The sequence below is a fragment of the Pseudomonas sp. RIT-To-2 genome (genome assembly GCF_029623465.1).
Lineage (GTDB): Bacteria > Pseudomonadota > Gammaproteobacteria > Pseudomonadales > Pseudomonadaceae > Aquipseudomonas > Aquipseudomonas silvicola.
Genome location: NZ_JAPYKM010000021.1, coordinates 74,823 through 93,582, shown reverse-complemented (window position 1 = coordinate 93,582; position 18,760 = coordinate 74,823). Strand labels below are relative to the sequence as shown.

The following is an 18,760-nucleotide window of genomic DNA, read 5'->3' as shown; positions in this document are numbered from 1 at the left end:
TGTGGAACCGGGCGAAGCTCGGAAAGGCCTCTACCCGGACTGGTTGCTACCCTGCAGCGCCTGCCACCCATGAAATCAGGCAGCGGCTTCATAGAGCTTGACCACCGCCGGCTCACCGTCGCGCAGGCACTGGCGCAGCCGCTGCGCTTCCTGCTCGGCCGCCACCACGGCCTTGTCCTTCACATGCCCATACCCGCGTATCTGCTCGGGCAAGCGCGCCAGGCTCAAGGCCGTGTGGCGATTGGCGGGGGTGAGGTGCGCCAGGATCAGGTCGATGTCGGCACGGTAGCCATCGATGAGCGCGCGCTCCTGCCGCCGCTCCTGGCTGTACCCGAACGGGTCGAGCACGCTGCCACGCAGGCACTTGAAAGGCGCCAGAAAACCGAAGGCCTTCAGCATCCACGGGCCGAAACGACGCTTGCGCTGGCCGCCGAGCCACGACGGCGCCAGGTGGAATTCGAGGCGGTAATCGCCCTCGAACTGTGCTTGCACCTGGCGGACGAATTCACCGTTGCTGTACAACCGCGCCACTTCGTATTCGTCCTTGTAGGCCAGCAGCTTGAAGGCGTATTGCGCCACGGCTTCGGTGAGGGCCAGCGGCTGCCCCGGCAGCAAGCGAGCTTCGGCGTCGCGTACCCGTTGCACCCACGCCAGGTAGCCCTGGGCGTACGCCTGGTTCTGGTAGTGGCGCAACGTCTCGGCGTTGGCCGCCAGGCGTTGGTCCAGGGACAGCTCCAGCTCGGCCGGCACGGGGCGGGTCGGTTCCAGCACAGCGTTCACCGCGGCCAGGTCATGGGCCGCGCGACGCCCCCACAGGAACGCCTGCTGGTTCAGGCTCACGGCCACGCCATTGAGTTCGATGGCCTTGTTGATGGCTTCGGCGGTCACCGGAATCAAGCCCAGCTGGTAGGCATGGCCGAGCATGAACAGGTTGCTGGCGATGGTATCGCCCAGCAGGCCCACGGCCAGGCGGGTAGCGTCGATAAAATGAGTCTTGTCGGCGCCCACCGCGTCGGTGATGGCCCGGCCCATGGCGGCCGCCGGAAACTGCGCATCCGGGTCACGGGTGAACGCCGCCGTCGGCGTTTGCTGGCTGTTGATTACCGCGTGGGATTTGCTCAGGCTCAGCTTGGCCAGTGCGTCCGGGCCGGACGCCACCAGCAGGTCACAGCCCAGCAGCAGGTCGGCATCGCCAGCGGCGATGCGCACGGCAAACAGATCGTCCTGATGCGCCGCGATGCGGATATGGGTCACCACCGGGCCGAATTTCTGCGCCAGCCCGGCCTGGTCCAGCACGCTGCAACCCTTGCCCTCCAGGTTGGCCGCCAGGCCCAGCATGGCGCCTACCGTCGTCACGCCGGTCCCCCCCACACCGGGCAGGAGGATGTTGAACGGTTGATCCAGGCGGGGCAGTACCGGCTCGGGCAAAGCGCTGAACGCCTGGTCACGGCTGGGCAGTCGCGGCTTGCGCAACTGGCCGCCGTGCACGGTGACGAAACTGGGGCAGAAGCCCTCCACGCAGCTGAAATCCTTGTTGCAGGCGTTCTGGTCGATCTCCCGCTTGCGGCCCTGGGGCGTTTCCAGCGGCAGCACCGACAGGCACCCGGACTTCACGCCGCAATCACCACAACCCTCGCACACCGCCGGGTTGATCAGCGCCCGCTTGTTCAGTTCGGGCAGGGTGCCGCGCTTGCGGCGACGGCGCTTCTCGGTGGCGCAGGTCTGGTCGTAGATGATCACCGACACGCCCTTGAACTCGCGCAGTTCGCGCATCACCGCGTCCAGGTCGCCGCGATGGTGAAAGCTGGTGATGGGCGCGAACCCGGCGCGGCTGGGGTACTTGTCCGGTTCGTCGCTGACCAGGGCAATGCGCTGCACGCCCTCGTCGAACACCTGGCGGCTGAGCTGGTCGACCCGCAGGATGCCGTCGATGGGCTGGCCACCAGTCATGGCCACCGCGTCGTTGTAGAGGATCTTGTAGGTGATGTTGACCTTGGCTGCCACCGCCGCCCGTACCGCCAGGTGGCCAGAGTGGAAATAGGTGCCATCGCCCAGGTTCTGGAACACGTGGGCGGTCTCCGTGAAGGGTGCCTGGCCGATCCAGGTCACGCCCTCGCCGCCCATCTGGGTGAAGGTCTCGGTCTCGCGGTCCATCCAGATGGTCATGTAGTGGCAGCCGATACCCGCCAGGGCGCGGCTGCCTTCGGGTACTTTGGTGGAGCTGTTGTGCGGGCAACCGGAACAGAAATGCGGGGTACGCTGAACATTGTGCAAGGGCGCCTGCAGCGCCTGCTCCTTTTCCTGCAGAAAGCGCAGCCGCGCTTCGATCTGCGGGCTGCTGTAGATAGGTGCCAGGCGCTTGGCAATCACCCGGGCGATCATGGCCGGGGTCAGTTCGCTGAGGTTGGGCAGCAACGAAAGCCCCTGCTCGTCGAACTCGCCGACCACCCGAGGGCGCTTGTCCACCGGCCAGTTGTACAACTGGCCGGTGAGCTGGTCTTCGATGACGCTACGCTTTTCTTCCACCACCAGGATCTCGTCCAGGCCTTGGGCGAAATCGTGCACCGACACTGGTTCAAGCGGCCAGCTCATGCCCACTTTCAGCAGACGGATGCCGACCTCGGCGCACAAGGCCTCATCCAGGCCTAGCTCTTCCAGTGCCTGGCGCACATCCAGATAGGACTTGCCCGTGGTGACGATGCCAAGGCGTGGCTGAGCCGAGTCGAGTACCACCTTGTTCAACTGGTTGGCCCTGGCAAAGGCGCGCGCGGCGTAGATCTTGTAGGTGTTGAGGCGCGCCTCCTGAGCCAGCGGCGGGTCGGGCCAGCGAATATGCAGGCCGCCTTCGGGCAGCTCGAAGTCTTCGGGGATGCAGGTCTGCACCCTCAGCGGATCAACCTCCACCACCGCCGAGGAGTCGACATTTTCGGCGATGGTTTTCATGGCCACCCAGCACCCGCTGTAGCGCGACAGCTCCCAGCCGATGATGCCGTAGTCGAGGATTTCCTGGACGTTGCAGGGGTTGAGCACCGGAATCATCGCCGCCATGAAGGCGTGCTCACTCTGGTGGGCAATGGTGGAGGACTTGCAGCCGTGATCGTCACCGGCCAGCAACAGCACCCCGCCCTGGGGCGCGACCCCGGCCGAGTTGCCGTGCTTGAACACGTCGCCGCAGCGGTCCACACCTGGGCCTTTGCCGTACCACAGGGCAAACACGCCATCGTATTTGCCTTGTGGAAACAGGTTGACCTGCTGACTGCCCCATACCGCGGTGGCACCCAACTCTTCGTTGATGCCCGGCTGGAAATGGATGGCGTGGGTCTGCAGGTAATCGCGGGCTTCCCACAGGCTCTTGTCGAGGTTGCCCAACGGGGAACCCCGGTAACCGGAAATGAACCCTGCGGTGTTCAACCCGCGGGCTTCGTCACGCTGCTTCTGCAACATGGGCAGGCGGGTCAGGGCCTGGGTACCGGTCAGGTAAAGGTGCCCGGTGGCGAGGCGATACTTGTCGTCCAGGCGGACGTCGGCTAGGGACATGCGGCACTCCTGTTATTTTTATGGGTGGCCATGACTCATCAGTCAGCGGCTAAAAATATGCCTGCGGGAGTGAGGGTTTTTCTTTCTAAAATGCGGCTATTACGTAAAAAGTCTGCATGACCTTTTCGTGAATCTTGAGAAAACAGGTTAATTCATGCGGTTGCGAGGTATAGGCCCTGATTCACGCCCCGGCAACGGCAAGGCGCTGCAGCAGGCGGATGATGGCTGGCTTGCGGTTGGGGGCCGAATTCGCCAGGACCACCTGCCGGGTGAACCTCGCACTCGCGTCTACCGGCAGGGCGTGGTGGGCCTCGGGCTGCAACCCGCTCCACTGCGGCACCAGTGCCACGCCCTGGCCACAGGCGACGAGAATGCTGATGGTTTCCAGGGCATCGAGGTCGCAACTGACGCGCGGCTCGACGCCCAGGGTATCCAGGTAACGCTGGGCGATCTGGCCACCCCAGGACCACGCGTCGTAGCGCAGGTAAGGCCGGGCACGCAGCTGTTCGGGCACTTCATGCAGTTGGGTCGGCTGCCTGGACAGGAACACCAGCGGTTCGCTGCGCAGGACCGTGCAGCGAATGTGCTTGGCGACCTCGAACGGTGGCCGCACTAGAATGGCAGCGTCAAGTTCATCGGCCATCAACTGGCCGAACAACAGCCTGGAGTCCCCCGGGGTGATGCGCAATCGCAGCCGCGGGGCGTGGTTGCCCAGGCCTTCCAGCACCCCGGGCAGCAGCCCGGTCAGGGCGGTGGAAATGGCGCCCAGGCGAAACTCCCCGGCCAGGTCATCGACTTCCACGTCGTGGCGCAGTGCGCTGGCCTGTTGCACGATGGCGCGCATTTGCGGCGCCAGCCGGGTACAGGCCGGCGTGGGCTTGACCGAATGCGCGCTGCGGTCCAGCAACGTGCAGCCCAACTGCTTCTCCAATGCCTGGATGCGCAGGCTGAGCGCCGCCGCCGTGAGGTTGCCGGCCCTGGCCGCAGCGGCGATAGAGCCGCTGTCGAGTACCGAGATCAGGCTTTCAAGGTAGCGGGTGTCCATGACTGTTCCTTGGGCTGAGCGCAAGCGTTGGTGCGTTTACTTGAAAGGCCGGGCCTCCTAATCTGGGGCGGAACCTAGCATGGGAGCGTTTCCAATGAGTACCCCCTTTCATATTGCATATCATGTCCGCGACCTGGACCAGTCCCGGGCCTTCTACCGCGACGTACTGGGCTGCACCGAAGGGCGCAGCACCGACACCTGGGTCGACTTCGACTTCTTTGGCCATCAGGTTTCGCTGCACCTGGGCGAACCGTTCAAGACCACCCGTACCGGCAAGGTCGGCGAGCACCTGGTGCTGATGCCGCACATTGGCGTGATCCTGCCCCTGGAGCGCTGGCTGGCGCTGGCGCAACGGTTGGAGCAACACGGCCTGGCCTTCGAGATTCCCCCTGTGGTGCGCTTTGCCGGTGAGCCGGGCGAACAGCGCACGATGTTTTTCCTCGACCCCAGCGGCAACCCCATCGAAATAAAAGGCTTCAAGGACATGTCCGGCATCTTCGCCGCCTGATCGCATTACCCCATTGGAACAGACAATGAATAACAACAAGAAAATGAGTTTGATCACGCAGATCATGATCGGCCTGGCCTTGGGCATCATGACTGGCGCCTTGCTGAAACACTTCCCCGAACAGCAGCACTGGATCGTCGAACAGATCCTGCGACCGGCTGGCGATGCGTTCATCAAGTTGATGAAAATGATCATCGTGCCCCTGGTCTTCACCTGCATGGTGGTGGGCATCGCAGGCACCGGGGGTCGGTCGCTGGGGCGCATGGGCGCGCGCAGCCTGGTGTACTTTTTTCTCGTCACGGGGGTTGCGATCGTGTTCGGCCTGGTGCTGGGCAACGTCCTGCAGCCCGGCGCCGGCGCCGACCTGGCACTGCCCGCGCCCGCCACCATCGCGGCTGCGGCCCCGCACGCGGGCAGCCAGGGGCTAGGCAAGGTATTGCTGGGGATCATTCCGGACAACATCGTCAGCGCCATGGCAGAAACGAAGCTGCTTTCGGTGCTGTTCTTCGCGATCCTGTTCGGCGCGGCCCTGGCCAGCCTCAAGGACGAGCAAAAAGCGCCGCTGCTGCGGGTGTTCCAGGCCGTGGCGGACACCATGTTCAAGCTCACCGCCATGGTCATGCGCTATTCCCCCATCGGTATCTTCGGGCTGATCGCCGTGACCGTGTCGAGCTTCGGCATGGCATCGCTGCTGCCGTTGGCGAAGTTGATCGCCATCACCTACCTGGCCGTGATCGTCTTCGCTCTGGTGGTGCTGGGGGGCATCGCACGGGCGGTGGGGGTCAACCTGTTTCACCTGATCGCGACGATCAAGGATGAACTGATCCTGGCCTTCAGCAGCGCCAGCTCCGCCACGGTAATGCCGCAGTTGATGATCAAGATGCATGCCTATGGTGCCCCACGGCCCGTCACCAGCCTGGTGATCCCGCTGGGCTACTCGTTCAACCTCGACGGGGCGTCACTGTTCGCGGGGCTGGGCACGCTGTTCATCGCCCAGGTGTACAACATCGACCTGAGCGTCGCCGACCAGGCCATGCTGGTGCTGATCATGGTGCTGACGTCCAAGGGCGCGGCCGGGGTACCCGGGTTCATGTTCGTGATTCTCACCGCCACCCTGACCACCGCAGGCCTGCCCGTGGAGGGCGTGGCGCTGATCGCCGGCGTGTACCGGCTGATGGACATGCCCATCACCGCACTGAACGTACTGGGTAATGCCCTGGCTCCCCTCGTGATCGCCAAATGGGAAGGTTCCTTTCGTCGCGGCCAGGCCACGCCGCTCGGAATGCCTTCCTGACCCGGCGCATTTGTGCTGATATGGCGCATGAACGTTTCGCTGAAAACAAGAAAAGGGAATTGATCATGCAGCCGAAGCTGAGCGCCATTGACCGGCGCATCTTGCGCCTGATCCAGCACGACGCCGACCTGTCGGCCGCCGATATCGCCGAACGGGTGGAGCTGTCACAGTCGCCATGCTGGCGGCGTATTCACCGCATGCAGGAGGAAGGGCTGATCGAACGCAAGGTCGCCCTGCTCAACCCACGCAAACTGGGCCTGAGCATGACCGTATTCGTCAACGTCAAGCTGTCCGGGCATGGCCGGCGGTATCTGGCGGAATTCGAGGAGGCAATCACCGGCTACCCCGAGGTGCTGGAGTGCTACACCATGGCGGGCGGGATGGACTACATGCTCAAGGTGGTGGCCCAGGACATCGCGGCCTATGAACGTTTCCTGCGCGACCATCTGTTGCAGAAGCCACATGTGCAGGAGGCGCATTCGAACATCGCCATGAGCGAAGTGAAACGCACCACGGAGCTGCCGCTGGATTGAGCAGAAAAATTTTCTGCCCAGGCGACACGAAATCACTTGACCTGCAAATGATAACGATTATTATTGAGCCAACTGATCGCGAGATCGGTTGGGTAATCCGAAAGGCCTTAGGTCGGACTTTCGAATTATCTCCTCATCAGGCTAATCACGGTTTTTGACCCGGCTTTTTGCCGGGTCTTTTTTTTGGTTTCTTCAGGCTAATGAAGACGGGTGTCGCTTGAATTCGATTGCGCGCATGATAGCAAAGGTCTATCACGGGAAGGAAGCGTCTATCGCTAATTATTGGCTAGCAAATCAGCGGTTTAGCCTGAGAAAAAGTAATTCAGCACTTGAGAATCAATCTCAATAACACTAAGCTGCGGCAGCGTCATGGAAGACGCCCCCTTCACGGATGCCCGCGCAGCCCGCTATCGACCAGGCCCTTGGCGGCCAGGAGGACGTTTCGATGACCCAACTGCTCACGCCTTTGCACAACCTTTTCCAGCACGAACCCATCGACAAGGGCCACGACGCCCTGTACCTGCGCCTCCGAAAATTGTCGCGCCGGGTGCAGCAAGTGTTCCTGCTCAGCCGCCTGGACGACCTGCCCTACCCGGCCATCGCCGAACGCTTGGACATCAGCGTCGCCCAGGTGGAAAAAGCCATGTTGCAAGTGCTGGAGCACTGCCGCAGCGAAACAGGCAGCCAAGCCGCCAGTGCCTGGTACGTGAAACTGCAGAACCCGCAGACTACTGCCAGCGAACGCATCGACTTCCGTCGCTGGCTGGACACCCTGCCCACGCACCTGCAGGCTTTCCACGGCACCGAACTGCGCTGGCGCCAATTGCTGCCCGCTGCCCGCCACCTGGGCCGCAGCGGCTGGTATCAGCAGCGCCGCCGCCATACCGGGGCCACCGGGTGGGCACTGGCGCTGTTGGGCGCGGTGCTGGTGGGTGGCCTGGCGGGCTGGATCTGACGCCTGGCCGCCAGGGGTGTAGAGTACGGCGGGTACACGACTCTACAAGGAAGCGACCATGGCCACGGCCACCCTCACTGTCAGCGCCGACTTCGACAGCGGCAACATCCAGGTGCTCGACGCCAGCGATGCTCGCCAGGTACGCCTGGCGATCCGCCCGGACACGCGCAGCGATCATTTCCAGTGGTTCCACTTCAAGGTCGACGGCCTTGTACCTGGCCAGTCCCATGGCTTCAGCCTGACCAATGCCGGGCAATCGTCCTATAACAATGCCTGGTCCGGTTACCACGCGGTAGCCTCCTACGACCAGAAAAACTGGTTCCGGGTACCGAGCGAGTTCGATGGCCAAGCCCTGGATTTCAGCTTCGAGCCCGATCAGCCTCAAGCCTGGTTTGCCTATTTCGAACCCTACAGCCGCGAACGCCACGAATGGCTGATCAACGAAGCGGTCACCCACGCCGGCCTGCAACTGCTGGCAGTCGGCAAAAGCGCCGAAGGCCGTGACCTGCCGCTGCTGCGCAAGGGAGACGGCGCAGCCGGCAAGAAATGCATCTGGATAATTGCCCAGCAACACCCTGGCGAGCACATGGCCGAATGGTTCATGGAGGGTGTGATCGACCGCGTCAAACAGGACGATGCCGAGTTGCAAGCGCTGCTGGCCGAAGCGGACCTGTACCTGATCCCGCACATGAACCCCGACGGCTCGTTCCACGGCCACCTGCGCACCAACGCCATGGGCAAGGACCTCAACCGTGCCTGGCAGGACGCCAGCGCCGAGTTCAGCCCGGAGGTGTTCTTCGCCCTGCAGCAGATGCAGAAGTACGGCGTGGACCTGTTCATCGACGTGCACGGCGACGAGGAAATTCCCCACGTCTTCACCGCTGCCTGTGAAGGCAACCCACAGTACACCCCGCGCATCTCCGGCCTGGAGCAGCGCTTTCGGGATTTGCTCTGCGCCCAGACCCGGGATTTCCAGCAAGTGCATGGCTACCCGCGCTCCGCACCGGGCGAGGCGAACCAGACCTTGGCCTGCAATGCGGTGGGGGCGAAGTTCGATTGCCTGTCGCTGACATTGGAGATGCCGTTCAAGGATCATGATGACAACCCGAACGCGGTAACCGGGTGGTCAGGGGAACGGTCGGCGCAGCTGGGCAAGGATGTGTTGAGTGTGGTGGCGAAGATGGTTGGCGAGCTGCGCTGAGGCCAGGCAGCCATCGCAGAAGGAGACAGACTCCCTGTGGGACCGGGCGAAGCTCGGGAACCAGGCACCGCGCATCGTCAGTGACTGCGCGGTGACTGCTTCCCGAGCTTCGCCCGGTCTCACGGAAAGCTGCGCATCTCGCCAGCGCGTCAGGCGTGCGGCCCTTCCCCCGACGTCATGCTCTGCAACACCCCGTCACGCCGAATCCAGCCGTGGTACAGCGCCGCCGCCAGGTGCACCAGCACTGTCAGGAACAACAGATACGCCAGAAACCCATGCGCCTTGCGCAACAACGCGAACGTGTGGGGCTCGGCCGGCAGGATGGCCGGCAACTGCACCGAAGCGCCCAGCATCACCGGGTCGCCCGCCGCCGAGATCATGGCCCAGCCGACCAGCGGCAGGATGAACATCAAGGCATACAGCAACCAGTGGGACAGCTTTGCCGCCAGTTTCTGGATGGCTGGCAAGTCGGCTGGCAGGGGCGGCTGGCGGGTGAACCAGCGCACCAGCAGGCGCACGATCACCAATGCCAGGATGGCGATGCCCAGGGGCTTGTGCAGGTGCAGCAACCATTCGTGGCGTTCGGACACGGTGCTGACCATGCCCGCGCCAATGAACAGCATGGCGATCAGCAGCACGGCCATGGTCCAGTGCAACACCCGGGCAGCCGGGGCGAAGTGTTCAGGGCGTGCTTTCATGGCTTGGTTCCCCCGGCCGGTGCGTTGGCGCTGAGCTGATCGACTTCAGAGGTGCGGCGCAGGTATGAGCTGGCGTACGCTGCCGAGCGCGCGGCCAGCAACGGATCGTTGGAGGCCTCGATGCCACTGGGCAGGATGGTGGGGTCGTAGTTGACGTCGCGGCACTGACCGGTGATCTGCGGTTGCATGCGCTCAAGCACCAGGGTACCGGCGTCCACGGTCTTGCGGCCAGCGGGCCAGGCTTTGCTGGCGTCGTCCACCGGGTCGCCGGGGTCGGCCAATGTCATGCGCAAGGTCCAGCGCAACGGGCCACCGGCCAGGCGCTGGGCCAGGTCGGCCTGCAGGAAGTCCGCACCGGCATCGGCACCGGCCGGGGCCGAATCGGTCGCCTCGGGCACCACGGCCCACCGCACGGCCTGGCGCTGGCCATCGGTGTTGGTCAGGTAGAAGGCATTGATGCTGTTATAGGTTTCGGTGGCATAGCTGGCCGACGGTTTGGCACCCTTGACCCACGCCAGGAACGGCCCGGTCTCGGGGTGTGCGGCGAAGAAGGCTGGCATGGCATCGGGCTTGGGCTTGCCGGTGGCCGGGTCCGGCGTGCCCGCCTGGAGCATGGCGTAAAACGCTTGCGGGGTACCCACCGGGAACACCGGCATGCTATTCATCCCGGTTCGCCACTGCTGGCCGTTGGCAAGGTTGAAGCGCACCGCCAGGCTGCGCAGCGGCACGCTGGTGTCCGGGGCATAGGGGTTGCCGCTGGGCAAGGCGAACCGGCCTACCACCGGCGTCCGGGCTTGGGCGAACACCCCGCTGGTCGACAGGCTCTGCAACTGCCCGTTGCCCTCGAAATAACCGATCACGCACACGCCCTTGGCGTGGTTGCGACGGTAGCCGGGGTGCACACCGTTGTTGGTCTGCAAGGCGTTGACCATGTCCCGAGGTTGCAGCCGCTGCGGGTCCAGGCGGCCACTGACATAGGCGAAGGCAGCCACGGCGACGGCGACCACGGCCGCGATACCCACCACGCGTACGGCCGTGGCGAGGGGGGTCAAGGGTGGGGGCGATGGATCGAGCATGAGCGACTCCAGATCGGTGGGGTGCTATGAGACGAAGGCCGGCACGGTTTATTCCCAGCCCTGGCGAATAAATTGAGCGTAGGTGCCGTGGAATAAAACGCGCCGTCATTCGTCTTGCTAATCTAGACACCAGGCCCCTTGTGACCGCCGCCATGAACGACTTCGATGACCAACTGCGCACCTTGTTGCCTCGCCTGCGGCGCTTCGCCTTGTCCCTCACCCGCGAGCCCAGCAGTGCCGATGACCTGGTGCAGGGCTGCCTGGAAAAGGCCTTGAGCCGGCGCGCCGATAAAAACGCCGAGGGTGAACTCCGCGCGTGGCTGTTCCAGATCCTCTACCGCCAGTTCATCGACAGCCACCGCCGCGCAAGACGCTACGCCCGGTTGCTGGAGTTTTTCACCGGCCGCGACGACTACCAGCCCTCCGCTGAGCGCACTGTCATGGCCCAATCGGCCTTGCAGGCATTCGACCGGCTGAACGACGAGCAGCGCGCGCTGCTGCATGCCGTGGCGGTGGAAGGCCTGAGTTACAAGGAGGCCGCCCAGGTGTTGCAAGTACCCCTGGGCACCGTCATGTCGCGGCTGTCCCGCGCCCGCCAAGCCCTGCGCCTGCTCCATGAAGGCGAGATTCAACGCCCTGCCCTGCGGATATTGAAATGATCACTCTGCCCCCCACTGAACATGACCTGCACGCCTACGTGGACCTGCGCCTGAGCCCGGCCGACCGCCAGCGCCTGGAGACCTGGCTGGCCAGCCACCCCGAGGAGGCCGCCCAGGTGAAAGGCTGGCAGAAGGATGCCCGGCTGCTGCGCTCGGTGCTGGGTGCTTCGCCCTTGCCCGACAACCCGGCGCTGGACCCCAGCGCTGTGCGCCAGCGCCGCCGCCATCGTTACCAGCAATACCTGGGCCGCGCCGCCGCACTGGTGCTGGCGGTGGCCGTTGGCGCGGTGGGCGGCTGGCAGGCGCGCCCCGGCGTCGCGCCCATGACGGACGCCTTGCAGGCTTACCGCTTGTTTGCCGAAAAGGATGTGTTGCCCGCCGACTTCAAGGTCGGCGCCGGCGACAGCGTGCAGCCCTGGCTGGACCGCTACTTCCGGGATGCCGCACGCTTGCCCGACCTTGAGCGCGCCGGGTTCAAGGCGGTGGGGGCAAGGCTGCTGAGTACCGATCAGGGGCCCGCGGCCATGGTGTTGTACCAGGATGATCAAGGCGCGCGGGTGACCTTCTACATCCGCCCGCCGGGCCCGGGCAACAAGCTGCTGCCCCGCGGTTCGCGGCGCGAGGGGGAACTGCAGGCCGATTACTGGTCGGGGCCGGGGTACAACTATGCCGTGGTCGCGCCGGTTGAAGTGGCGATGAAGGGGCTGCAAATTCCACTGTAGCGGCAGTCGCAGCCCGGCGAGCGGCACACATTATCCGCCAAGACCATCAAATCGCCTAGCCAACGACCGAAATAACATGACCGACGCACAGGCATGGAAAAAAACAATCCAGAAAAATTCAAAAAACAGTGCAACATCACTCTTGCCAACTACGCTTGCAGAAACCGAAGCGGTAACTAACATAGGAAACGCACCTATTAGCAACTTAGTGACAGTCGTTGAAAAAAACGGAACAGGCACGATCGCAAAAGCGCTCAACTCCGAGTGAATATAATCGACTGGCATGTCCCTCTGTGTTAAAAACGTAAGAGAATAGAACATAGTAAGAAATGACAAATTCGCAACAACCCCAACAACCAACGAAAGCCCCCAGAGAGCCGACCCAGCCGGAGAGTGAATCAAAATAGCAAGGTCCGCATAAATACAAACAATAATGCACCCGCAAACCAGGACCAAAAGATAGGAGGGCTTGCACTGTCGGAAAAGGAGCAGCCACCATATTGGAACGGGCTTAACGAGGAACGGGTCCCCAAGACCACGACTAAGATGCTGAAAAAAACCCTCAATAGAGGCAGAAAAAAAATTGACGACCAATGAAACAACAATATAAGAAAGCAGCATGGTGAACAGCCAACTTTTCGATATGCCGCCTCCAAGAAAACTTGAAACAACGTCAAAAAACACTAGCTGACAAAAATAGAAGACACCAAGAGCAGCAACATGACCGGTTAAATTAAATAAATACCTGACTTCAGACTGAAGACAATTCCATATCCATCTAAACATCGCTAACCTCCAGCACCCGCATATTTGACCCGAACAACCTTCGACACGACAAATACCCATATCAAAAGCGCAGCCCCCCAATACACATACAAACTCAACAACTCAAGCGCAAGACTCATTGAGGGCTTTACTAAAAACTCGGCCGGACCGCCAATTGCTAATCGGAAAGGGTTATACCTCATCGCCGGCTGCAACCAACCCGGCCAAAATGCGACAGGTAACAACGCGCCGCTTGCAGCACTGAACATGATCACATTCAGGCTCAGCAGGGCATCAGGCTTAACGGTCCAGTAAACAAATGCCGCAATCGCATAGCCCAATAAAAAACATAACACCTGACTTAGTAGCAATAAGCACAAAAAGCCAACGGCCCCGACCACCTCCCCCTTATAAAAAACAACAAAAACCGCGACAATAAAAGGCGGAACATAATAAAGCAAGCTCTCCCCAAAAAACAAAGCCGCATTATAAAGCATATAACTTACAGGCTTCACTTGAAAGCACTCAATCAGACCATGGCTCACATGACCGGAGATACGAGCGATCAAATCATACGCATTGTTCAACCTGTTCAAAGCGAGCGCGGCTGCGTAATATAAATAAATTTCGGGTAACGCGTACGTCTCCTGAAGTTCATTTTCTGGAAAAACTGCACGACTCCAAATCAGCAACTGAATAACAAATGGCACGCTTGTCGCTATAAAAAAATCAACTACCAGCATCGACCTATCACAGTAAACGGACAAGAACCCCGCTTTAACTAGTGACATCGCGCCCTTGGCGCTCATTCGTCACCCTCCTCTTCTCCACCCGTCTCGCGACTATTTCTAATAAAGTTGAGAAAGCTATCATCCAAAGACTTTTCCACACTATCCCAGTAATAAATCTTCTTTTGCGACAGATAACCCTCCACAAAACATCTCGCTCGAGAACTCACTTCCAGACGAACGACATCTTTATCTACTCTCACATAGCCGCATCCATCGGCACGACTTAAGACCGCCTGTAGTTCTTGCAACCTGCCATACACCAGCACATCCTTGTTGCGAAGACCGATGCAGTAAACGGATATACCACTGCACCTACTAAAATCAGACAAAGGTCCGTCGTACCCAACCCGCCCCCTATCCAAAACAACCAACCTACGGCAACATGCCTGTATATCCAAGGAGTCATGACTCGTCAGGATAAGCGTCGTTCCATGCTCGGCACTTCGGTAATTTAAATAATCCCTTATTTGAAACTTTGATTCCACGTCCAAGCCAAGTGTTGGCTCGTCTAACAACAAGATCTGCGGGGAATGCATAAGCGAAAGTGCAATTTCGCACTTTACTCGCTCACCCAAGCTCAAATTCCTTACTGGCCTATCCAGAACGGCTCGCAGGCCCAAAGCAGAGAAGAGCTCTTCACGGTTTTTCTCGTAAACACATTTATCCATGGTATAAACATCTCGATAAGTATCAAAGCTTATCTTCGCGGCGAGATCCCACCACAGCGAACTTTTATGCCCGAAAACTACACCAATCTTGCTCAGATAAGCGGGCTTTCGACGGGCTGGCTCAAACCCTAAAACTGAAACTTCCCCAGAGGTCGGGCGATGTATACCACAAATCATTTTCAACAATGTAGACTTACCTGCACCGTTAGCGCCCACCAACCCGACAGTCTCCCCTTTTTTGACCACAAAGGAAATATCATCAATCGCAACAAATTTATCAACCTTACTATTGAAAAGACCAAACGAAAAACCCTGCCTTCGCACATATGATTTAGAAACACCTGAGACTACTATTGACTTATCCGTCATCACTAAAAGACCTTACAGAACTGCCGAACACACAACTTTCGACCTAACCAATGATAGCGGGACGTTCACCTTTGATAATCTTAGATGCCAGGCCCCGGTCGTGATTTCAAAATGAACGACCGCATACGATAGCCCCCCCACCTGACGATTGAACCGTGAAGGGCGACTTGCATCTGAATGCCCAGAAAATATTATGAAAAACTCCTAAACGCTGTACATAGAAAAAATCCGATAAATGCGAAAGACCATTCCCAAGACTCTGAATGAGCTTTCCTACACCGGAATAATCGCCTCCTCGCAGGGCATCCGTCGGACACCATCAATCAACTACAAGATGCTTAAAGCTCTTCACCAGGTTCTGTACGAAATACATCCTGCCTCGGCCAGGCCTTGCCTGGCCTTTGCTGGAATGCATTTCATCAGGCCCTGATCCACAAACCTAGCGTACCAATCCGCTGCGCAACGACTCTATTAGCGCCGATTTATTCGCAGGAATTGATATGGATATTCGGCTACCGCCTCCGCCTCAAAACGCCACATCCACAATCACACTGTCCACATACGTCCCCGCCGGCGGCGTGGCCTGGTCGGTGTAGACCTTGGCGTTGTAATTGAACACCTGGCTGCCCGTCCCGGTGCCATTGCCTGGGTTCACCTCGGCATCACTGCTGTTGCGCCGCCCTGCCCCGGTGCTACCCCACCGCACCGCGCCAGCGCCTTTGAACAGGTCATACGCCAGGTAGTTGCTGCCCGACACCATGCGCCGTCGCCCGCCGGCGCTTACCGGGTGGCCACCGTCGCTCAGCCCCACGGTGTAGGCGCTGCCCAGGGTGCAGGAGATGCTGACGCTGCTGTTCACCGTGGCGAAGCCGATCACCAGCGGCGCGCTGCCGAACGCCAGGTCCGGGGCGGTGATCTGGCAGTCGTTGGTCACCTGCAGGGTGACGGTCAGGGTGGCGGAGCCTGAGCCGATGTCCCGGCCCAGGCAGATGGCGCCGATGCCAATCCCCGAGCAATAGTTCCAGCTCCAGGCCAGGGTCAGGTCTTCGGTATAGAGGCCCGCTGGCACGTTGCTGCCCACCGTGGTGCGCAGGTACAGCGGCACGGATTTGGGTGTGCTGCTGCCCAGCAGGCCTAGCAGGTCGATCAGCGAGTTGCGGGCGAAGTCGAACGGGGTACCGCGAGTGATGGGGTAGCTGGTGCTGTTGTTGGCGTACAGGGTGTAGCCGATGACCGCCCCACTGCTGCCCACCTGCAGGCCAGTCTTGCTGGAGGTGACGGTGAGGTAGAAGTGGTCGTTGGCCCCCAGCAGGGTCAGCAGCGAGCCGGTGCAGGTCAGGGCGCCGCTGGTGGTAGAGGTGGCCTGGACGGTGGTGCGCACCAGCACTGAACTGACCTGGCCGAAGGTGGGGGATACCGGCGCGGTGACGCTGCACAGGGCGTGGGCGGTGCTCGTGCAGAGCAGAAGCCCAAGGCCCAGCCCCCACAAGCCTGCAGAGCGATGAGAGAGCAACCCGGTGCTCATTGGCACACCAACGGCCCCAGCAACGGCACATCACCGTGCTGCGCCACGTCCAGGTCGAACTGCACACGGCACTGGCTGCCATCGCCGCGGGTCACCAGCAGGCTGTTGTGGGCCTCGAGATTTTCCAGGTAGACCAGGCCGTCCCACCCCACCACCGTGCGGCCGCCGCTTTGCTCATGCAGCACATTGCTGCCCAGCACCAGCTCTTGCCTGTTGGCATCGACCAGGACCAGGCTGGCCGCCACTACCCGCGTCAGTGGAAATTCCACCAGGTAGCCGCTGCCTCGGCGTACCGCCACCCGCTGTTCCACCGAGGGGCTGCGCACGTTGGCCGGCAGGTTGAGGGGGTCGATCTCGTATTTGCCGCGGTAGTAGCCGCTGGTCCACGGCACCAGCAGGTGGCCGCCGCTGTCGGTGGCGCCCACGCGCTGGTTTTCGTAGTTCACCGGGATGCCCGCGTAACCGTCGGTGCTGACCAGCACGAAGGCGTCGTCGATCCGGTTGGCGGCGTACACGCCACCGTCCATCCACACCAGCGAGCCACTGGCGTCAGCCCATTTGGTCGTCTGATCGCCCGTGCCGTACGCACCGGCCTGCAGTTGCACCGACTGCAGGCGCCACGTCAGGTCGGCTTGGCGGTAGGTAGGCTGGTCACCGGTCGCGTAGCCCAGGTTGTAGCCCAGGCCGCCCTCGGTAGGCACGGCATGACTGTAGTTGACCCGCTGCTGGGTCTGGCCCTGCTGGTTGCGTTCGATACCCAGGCTGAGGTTGCCGCGCAGGTCGATGGGGATCACTACCTGGGCCTGGACCGCCCAGGTGCTGGCGCCGACCTCGTGGTTGGCCGACAGGTAGAAGCTGCTGTTGCCCCACAGTGGTTTGCTCCAGGTGAGGTTGAGCAAGCGGGTGCGCGAGGCATCGCCTGCGCGCACGTCGAAATAGCCGGCGCCCAGGCTGCCATAGCGTTCCAGGTTGACGCTGAGGGTCACCTGTTCGCTGCGCTGGCTCATGCGCGTGTAGGGCGCGTCCACCAGAGTCAGGTCGGCGTAATCATCGTGCCGTTGCAGGCGCTGGTAATTGAAGCTCCAGCGCGGGCTGCTGTACTGATAACCCAGGCTGTACTGCTGGCCGCCGAGGCCATCGTACCGGCTCTGGCTGACGGCGCTGTTCAGTACCCCAAAGGTCCCCAGGCGCAGGTTGCCCCCTACCCCGGCCAGGCTCAGCGACTGGGCCGCCTCGGCGTGGCCTTCCAGGGTGAAGGCGTCGGTGAGGCCGTAGCGCACGCTGCCGGTGGTGGCCCCCGGGCCGTAGGCGAAATCGCGCAGGCCGTAGTCGCGGCGCACGCTGCCGGCCGCCACGGAGAAGTCCATCAGGCCTTTCTGCAGCAGCGTGCTGGTGACGTAGAACGGCAAGGTGGTGGAGACCTGCCGGCCCAGCGCATCAGTGGTCACCACCACCGCTTCCCCGGCGCCATTGATGTAGGGCACGTTGGTGAGGGTGTAGGGGCCCGGTTGCAGCTCCGCGCTGGTGGCCTTGTAGCCGTTGATGAACAGGTCTACCGAGGAGGGTACCGCGGCTTCACCGGCGAAGGCAGGCAGCGGGTACGTCACCAGGTCCGGGCGCACCGAGAAGTCGCGCGACAGTTGCACCCCACCCAGGCGTATCGAATTGCTCCAGGGCAGCGAACCACTGACCAGGTCACCGGCTTCCAGGGTCAGTAGCCTGTCATCGTCGCTGTAACGCCAGGTGGTGTCGTAGCGGCGAAAGCGGCTGGTGTCGGCATAGGCCGTGCCGCCCAGGTTCTGGCGGAACTGGCCGGTGGTCGACAACGTACCCCAGCCATCGAACACCCGCAGTTCGTTGTAGGCCGCCAGGTAGCGGCCCTGGTCATCGGTGTCGTTGAGGTACAGGTCATAGTTGAACAGCGCGCCAAAACTGCTCATGGCCTGGGTGCGCGGGTAGGCCTGGGTGCTGCCGATGCGCTGCGCCGGCAGCCAGTCTGGGGGTACTTGCAGCAATAGGCGCTGGCCTTGGCTGTCGTAGTCGGTGTGCAGGCCACGCACACCGTCCAGTGCGACTTCCGGGCCGGTCACGCCGGGCAGCTTCAGGCCGCTGGCCTGCAGGTCGGCCAGGGGCAGGTACAACTGCCCGGCACGCTGCTGCACCTGCACCACGCGGCCGGTGCTCATCTGGTTGACCACCAGTTCCAGGTACAAGGGCGCATCAGCCACGGCCTCCAGGCCCGTGGGTGGTGGGGGCAGTTCGCCGGCCAGGCTGGCGAAGGGGTACAGCAACCAGCCCAGGGCCAGCCAGGGGCGCCGCAAACGGCATGACGGGTGCGCTCCTGCGCTGGGCCGGGTCACGGCCGCTTTGGGTCCATGGATGGACGGTCTCCCTTGTCAGGCGGGGCATGTGGC

At 61.7% G+C, this 18,760-nt stretch carries 16 protein-coding genes; 7 read left to right on the top strand and 9 right to left on the bottom strand.

The annotated features are described in order from the left end of the window. Positions 1–75: 75 nt before the first annotated feature. Together QBK88_RS19035 and QBK88_RS19030 are read right to left on the bottom strand one after the other, a co-directional pair. Positions 76–3,537, bottom strand: a complete 3,462-nt coding sequence (locus tag QBK88_RS19035; protein ID WP_277963249.1) for an indolepyruvate ferredoxin oxidoreductase family protein — start codon at positions 3,535–3,537, stop codon at positions 76–78. A gap of 181 nt (positions 3,538–3,718) precedes the next feature. Further along, a complete protein-coding gene (locus QBK88_RS19030) occupies positions 3,719–4,582 on the bottom strand; it encodes a LysR family transcriptional regulator (protein ID WP_277963248.1) in 864 nt (287 codons plus the stop codon). 94 nt (positions 4,583–4,676) lie between these two features. Here QBK88_RS19030 and QBK88_RS19025 point away from each other — a divergent pair, with 94 nt between their 5' ends. The 5 genes from QBK88_RS19025 (at position 4,677) to QBK88_RS19005 (ending at position 9,073) form a co-directional block, all read left to right on the top strand. Then, the gene (locus QBK88_RS19025; RefSeq protein ID WP_277963247.1) at positions 4,677–5,090 is read left to right on the top strand and encodes a VOC family protein; all 414 of its coding nucleotides are present in this window, start codon (positions 4,677–4,679) and stop codon (positions 5,088–5,090) included. A gap of 25 nt (positions 5,091–5,115) precedes the next feature. Further along, a complete protein-coding gene (locus QBK88_RS19020) occupies positions 5,116–6,384 on the top strand; it encodes a cation:dicarboxylate symporter family transporter (RefSeq protein WP_277963246.1) in 1,269 nt (422 codons plus the stop codon). A 65-nt stretch (positions 6,385–6,449) separates the two neighbouring features. Next, positions 6,450–6,917 (top strand): Lrp/AsnC family transcriptional regulator, encoded by a 468-nt coding sequence (locus QBK88_RS19015; protein WP_158154035.1) that lies wholly within the window; start codon positions 6,450–6,452, stop codon positions 6,915–6,917. Between the two features lie 445 nt (positions 6,918–7,362). After that, positions 7,363–7,872 carry a sigma factor-like helix-turn-helix DNA-binding protein gene (locus QBK88_RS19010; RefSeq protein WP_277963245.1) on the top strand — a complete coding sequence of 170 codons (510 nt, stop codon included), beginning with the start codon at positions 7,363–7,365 and terminating at the stop codon, positions 7,870–7,872. A gap of 58 nt (positions 7,873–7,930) precedes the next feature. After that, positions 7,931–9,073 carry a M14 family metallopeptidase gene (locus QBK88_RS19005; protein WP_277963244.1) on the top strand — a complete coding sequence of 381 codons (1,143 nt, stop codon included), beginning with the start codon at positions 7,931–7,933 and terminating at the stop codon, positions 9,071–9,073. Positions 9,074–9,222: 149 nt separating this feature from the next. On the opposite strand, the gene QBK88_RS19000 is transcribed toward QBK88_RS19005, so the two are convergent. Both QBK88_RS19000 and QBK88_RS18995 read right to left on the bottom strand, forming a co-directional pair. Continuing rightward, positions 9,223–9,771: a cytochrome b gene (locus QBK88_RS19000; RefSeq protein ID WP_277963243.1), complete on the bottom strand. Its 549-nt coding sequence runs from the start codon at positions 9,769–9,771 to the stop codon at positions 9,223–9,225. Next, on the bottom strand, positions 9,768–10,847 hold the full coding sequence (locus tag QBK88_RS18995; protein ID WP_277963242.1) for a catalase family peroxidase: 1,080 nt from the start codon (positions 10,845–10,847) through the stop codon (positions 9,768–9,770). The genes QBK88_RS19000 and QBK88_RS18995 overlap by 4 nt, the downstream gene beginning before the upstream one ends. Before the next feature lie 152 nt (positions 10,848–10,999). Here QBK88_RS18995 and QBK88_RS18990 point away from each other — a divergent pair, with 152 nt between their 5' ends. Both QBK88_RS18990 and QBK88_RS18985 read left to right on the top strand, forming a co-directional pair. Continuing rightward, positions 11,000–11,506 carry a sigma-70 family RNA polymerase sigma factor gene (locus tag QBK88_RS18990; RefSeq protein ID WP_277963241.1) on the top strand — a complete coding sequence of 169 codons (507 nt, stop codon included), beginning with the start codon at positions 11,000–11,002 and terminating at the stop codon, positions 11,504–11,506. Next, entirely contained in the window at positions 11,503–12,228 is a 726-nt protein-coding gene (locus QBK88_RS18985; protein ID WP_277963240.1) for an anti-sigma factor, read from the top strand. The genes QBK88_RS18990 and QBK88_RS18985 overlap by 4 nt, the downstream gene beginning before the upstream one ends. Before the next feature lie 30 nt (positions 12,229–12,258). Here QBK88_RS18985 and QBK88_RS30920 read toward each other — a convergent pair whose 3' ends face one another. The 5 genes from QBK88_RS30920 to QBK88_RS18960 form a co-directional block, all read right to left on the bottom strand. Continuing rightward, entirely contained in the window at positions 12,259–13,014 is a 756-nt protein-coding gene (locus QBK88_RS30920; protein ID WP_445764963.1) for an ABC-2 family transporter protein, read from the bottom strand. A 2-nt stretch (positions 13,015–13,016) separates the two neighbouring features. After that, a complete protein-coding gene (locus QBK88_RS18975) occupies positions 13,017–13,802 on the bottom strand; it encodes a hypothetical protein (RefSeq protein WP_277963238.1) in 786 nt (261 codons plus the stop codon). Continuing rightward, positions 13,799–14,821, bottom strand: a complete 1,023-nt coding sequence (locus QBK88_RS18970; protein WP_277963237.1) for an ATP-binding cassette domain-containing protein — start codon at positions 14,819–14,821, stop codon at positions 13,799–13,801. The genes QBK88_RS18975 and QBK88_RS18970 overlap by 4 nt, the downstream gene beginning before the upstream one ends. A 526-nt stretch (positions 14,822–15,347) precedes the next feature. Then, entirely contained in the window at positions 15,348–16,346 is a 999-nt protein-coding gene (locus QBK88_RS18965; RefSeq protein ID WP_277963236.1) for a Csu type fimbrial protein, read from the bottom strand. Further along, the gene (locus tag QBK88_RS18960) at positions 16,343–18,667 is read right to left on the bottom strand and encodes a fimbria/pilus outer membrane usher protein (RefSeq protein ID WP_277963266.1); all 2,325 of its coding nucleotides are present in this window, start codon (positions 18,665–18,667) and stop codon (positions 16,343–16,345) included. Before QBK88_RS18960 ends, QBK88_RS18965 begins: the two co-directional genes overlap by 4 nt. Positions 18,668–18,760: the final 93 nt, after the last annotated feature.

Bases quoted from the DNA above. Each gene is read 5' to 3' on its own strand.
- QBK88_RS19035 (WP_277963249.1), bottom strand. From the start codon at position 3,537: ATGTCCCTAGCCGACGTCCGCCTGGACGACAAGTATCGCCTCGCCACC.
- QBK88_RS19030 (WP_277963248.1), bottom strand. From the start codon at position 4,582: ATGGACACCCGCTACCTTGAAAGCCTGATCTCGGTACTCGACAGCGGC.
- QBK88_RS19025 (WP_277963247.1), top strand. From the start codon at position 4,677: ATGAGTACCCCCTTTCATATTGCATATCATGTCCGCGACCTGGACCAG.
- QBK88_RS19020 (WP_277963246.1), top strand. From the start codon at position 5,116: ATGAATAACAACAAGAAAATGAGTTTGATCACGCAGATCATGATCGGC.
- QBK88_RS19015 (WP_158154035.1), top strand. From the start codon at position 6,450: ATGCAGCCGAAGCTGAGCGCCATTGACCGGCGCATCTTGCGCCTGATC.
- QBK88_RS19010 (WP_277963245.1), top strand. From the start codon at position 7,363: ATGACCCAACTGCTCACGCCTTTGCACAACCTTTTCCAGCACGAACCC.
- QBK88_RS19005 (WP_277963244.1), top strand. From the start codon at position 7,931: ATGGCCACGGCCACCCTCACTGTCAGCGCCGACTTCGACAGCGGCAAC.
- QBK88_RS19000 (WP_277963243.1), bottom strand. From the start codon at position 9,771: ATGAAAGCACGCCCTGAACACTTCGCCCCGGCTGCCCGGGTGTTGCAC.
- QBK88_RS18995 (WP_277963242.1), bottom strand. From the start codon at position 10,847: ATGCTCGATCCATCGCCCCCACCCTTGACCCCCCTCGCCACGGCCGTA.
- QBK88_RS18990 (WP_277963241.1), top strand. From the start codon at position 11,000: ATGAACGACTTCGATGACCAACTGCGCACCTTGTTGCCTCGCCTGCGG.
- QBK88_RS18985 (WP_277963240.1), top strand. From the start codon at position 11,503: ATGATCACTCTGCCCCCCACTGAACATGACCTGCACGCCTACGTGGAC.
- QBK88_RS30920 (WP_445764963.1), bottom strand. From the start codon at position 13,014: ATGTTTAGATGGATATGGAATTGTCTTCAGTCTGAAGTCAGGTATTTA.
- QBK88_RS18975 (WP_277963238.1), bottom strand. From the start codon at position 13,802: ATGAGCGCCAAGGGCGCGATGTCACTAGTTAAAGCGGGGTTCTTGTCC.
- QBK88_RS18970 (WP_277963237.1), bottom strand. From the start codon at position 14,821: ATGACGGATAAGTCAATAGTAGTCTCAGGTGTTTCTAAATCATATGTG.
- QBK88_RS18965 (WP_277963236.1), bottom strand. From the start codon at position 16,346: ATGAGCACCGGGTTGCTCTCTCATCGCTCTGCAGGCTTGTGGGGGCTG.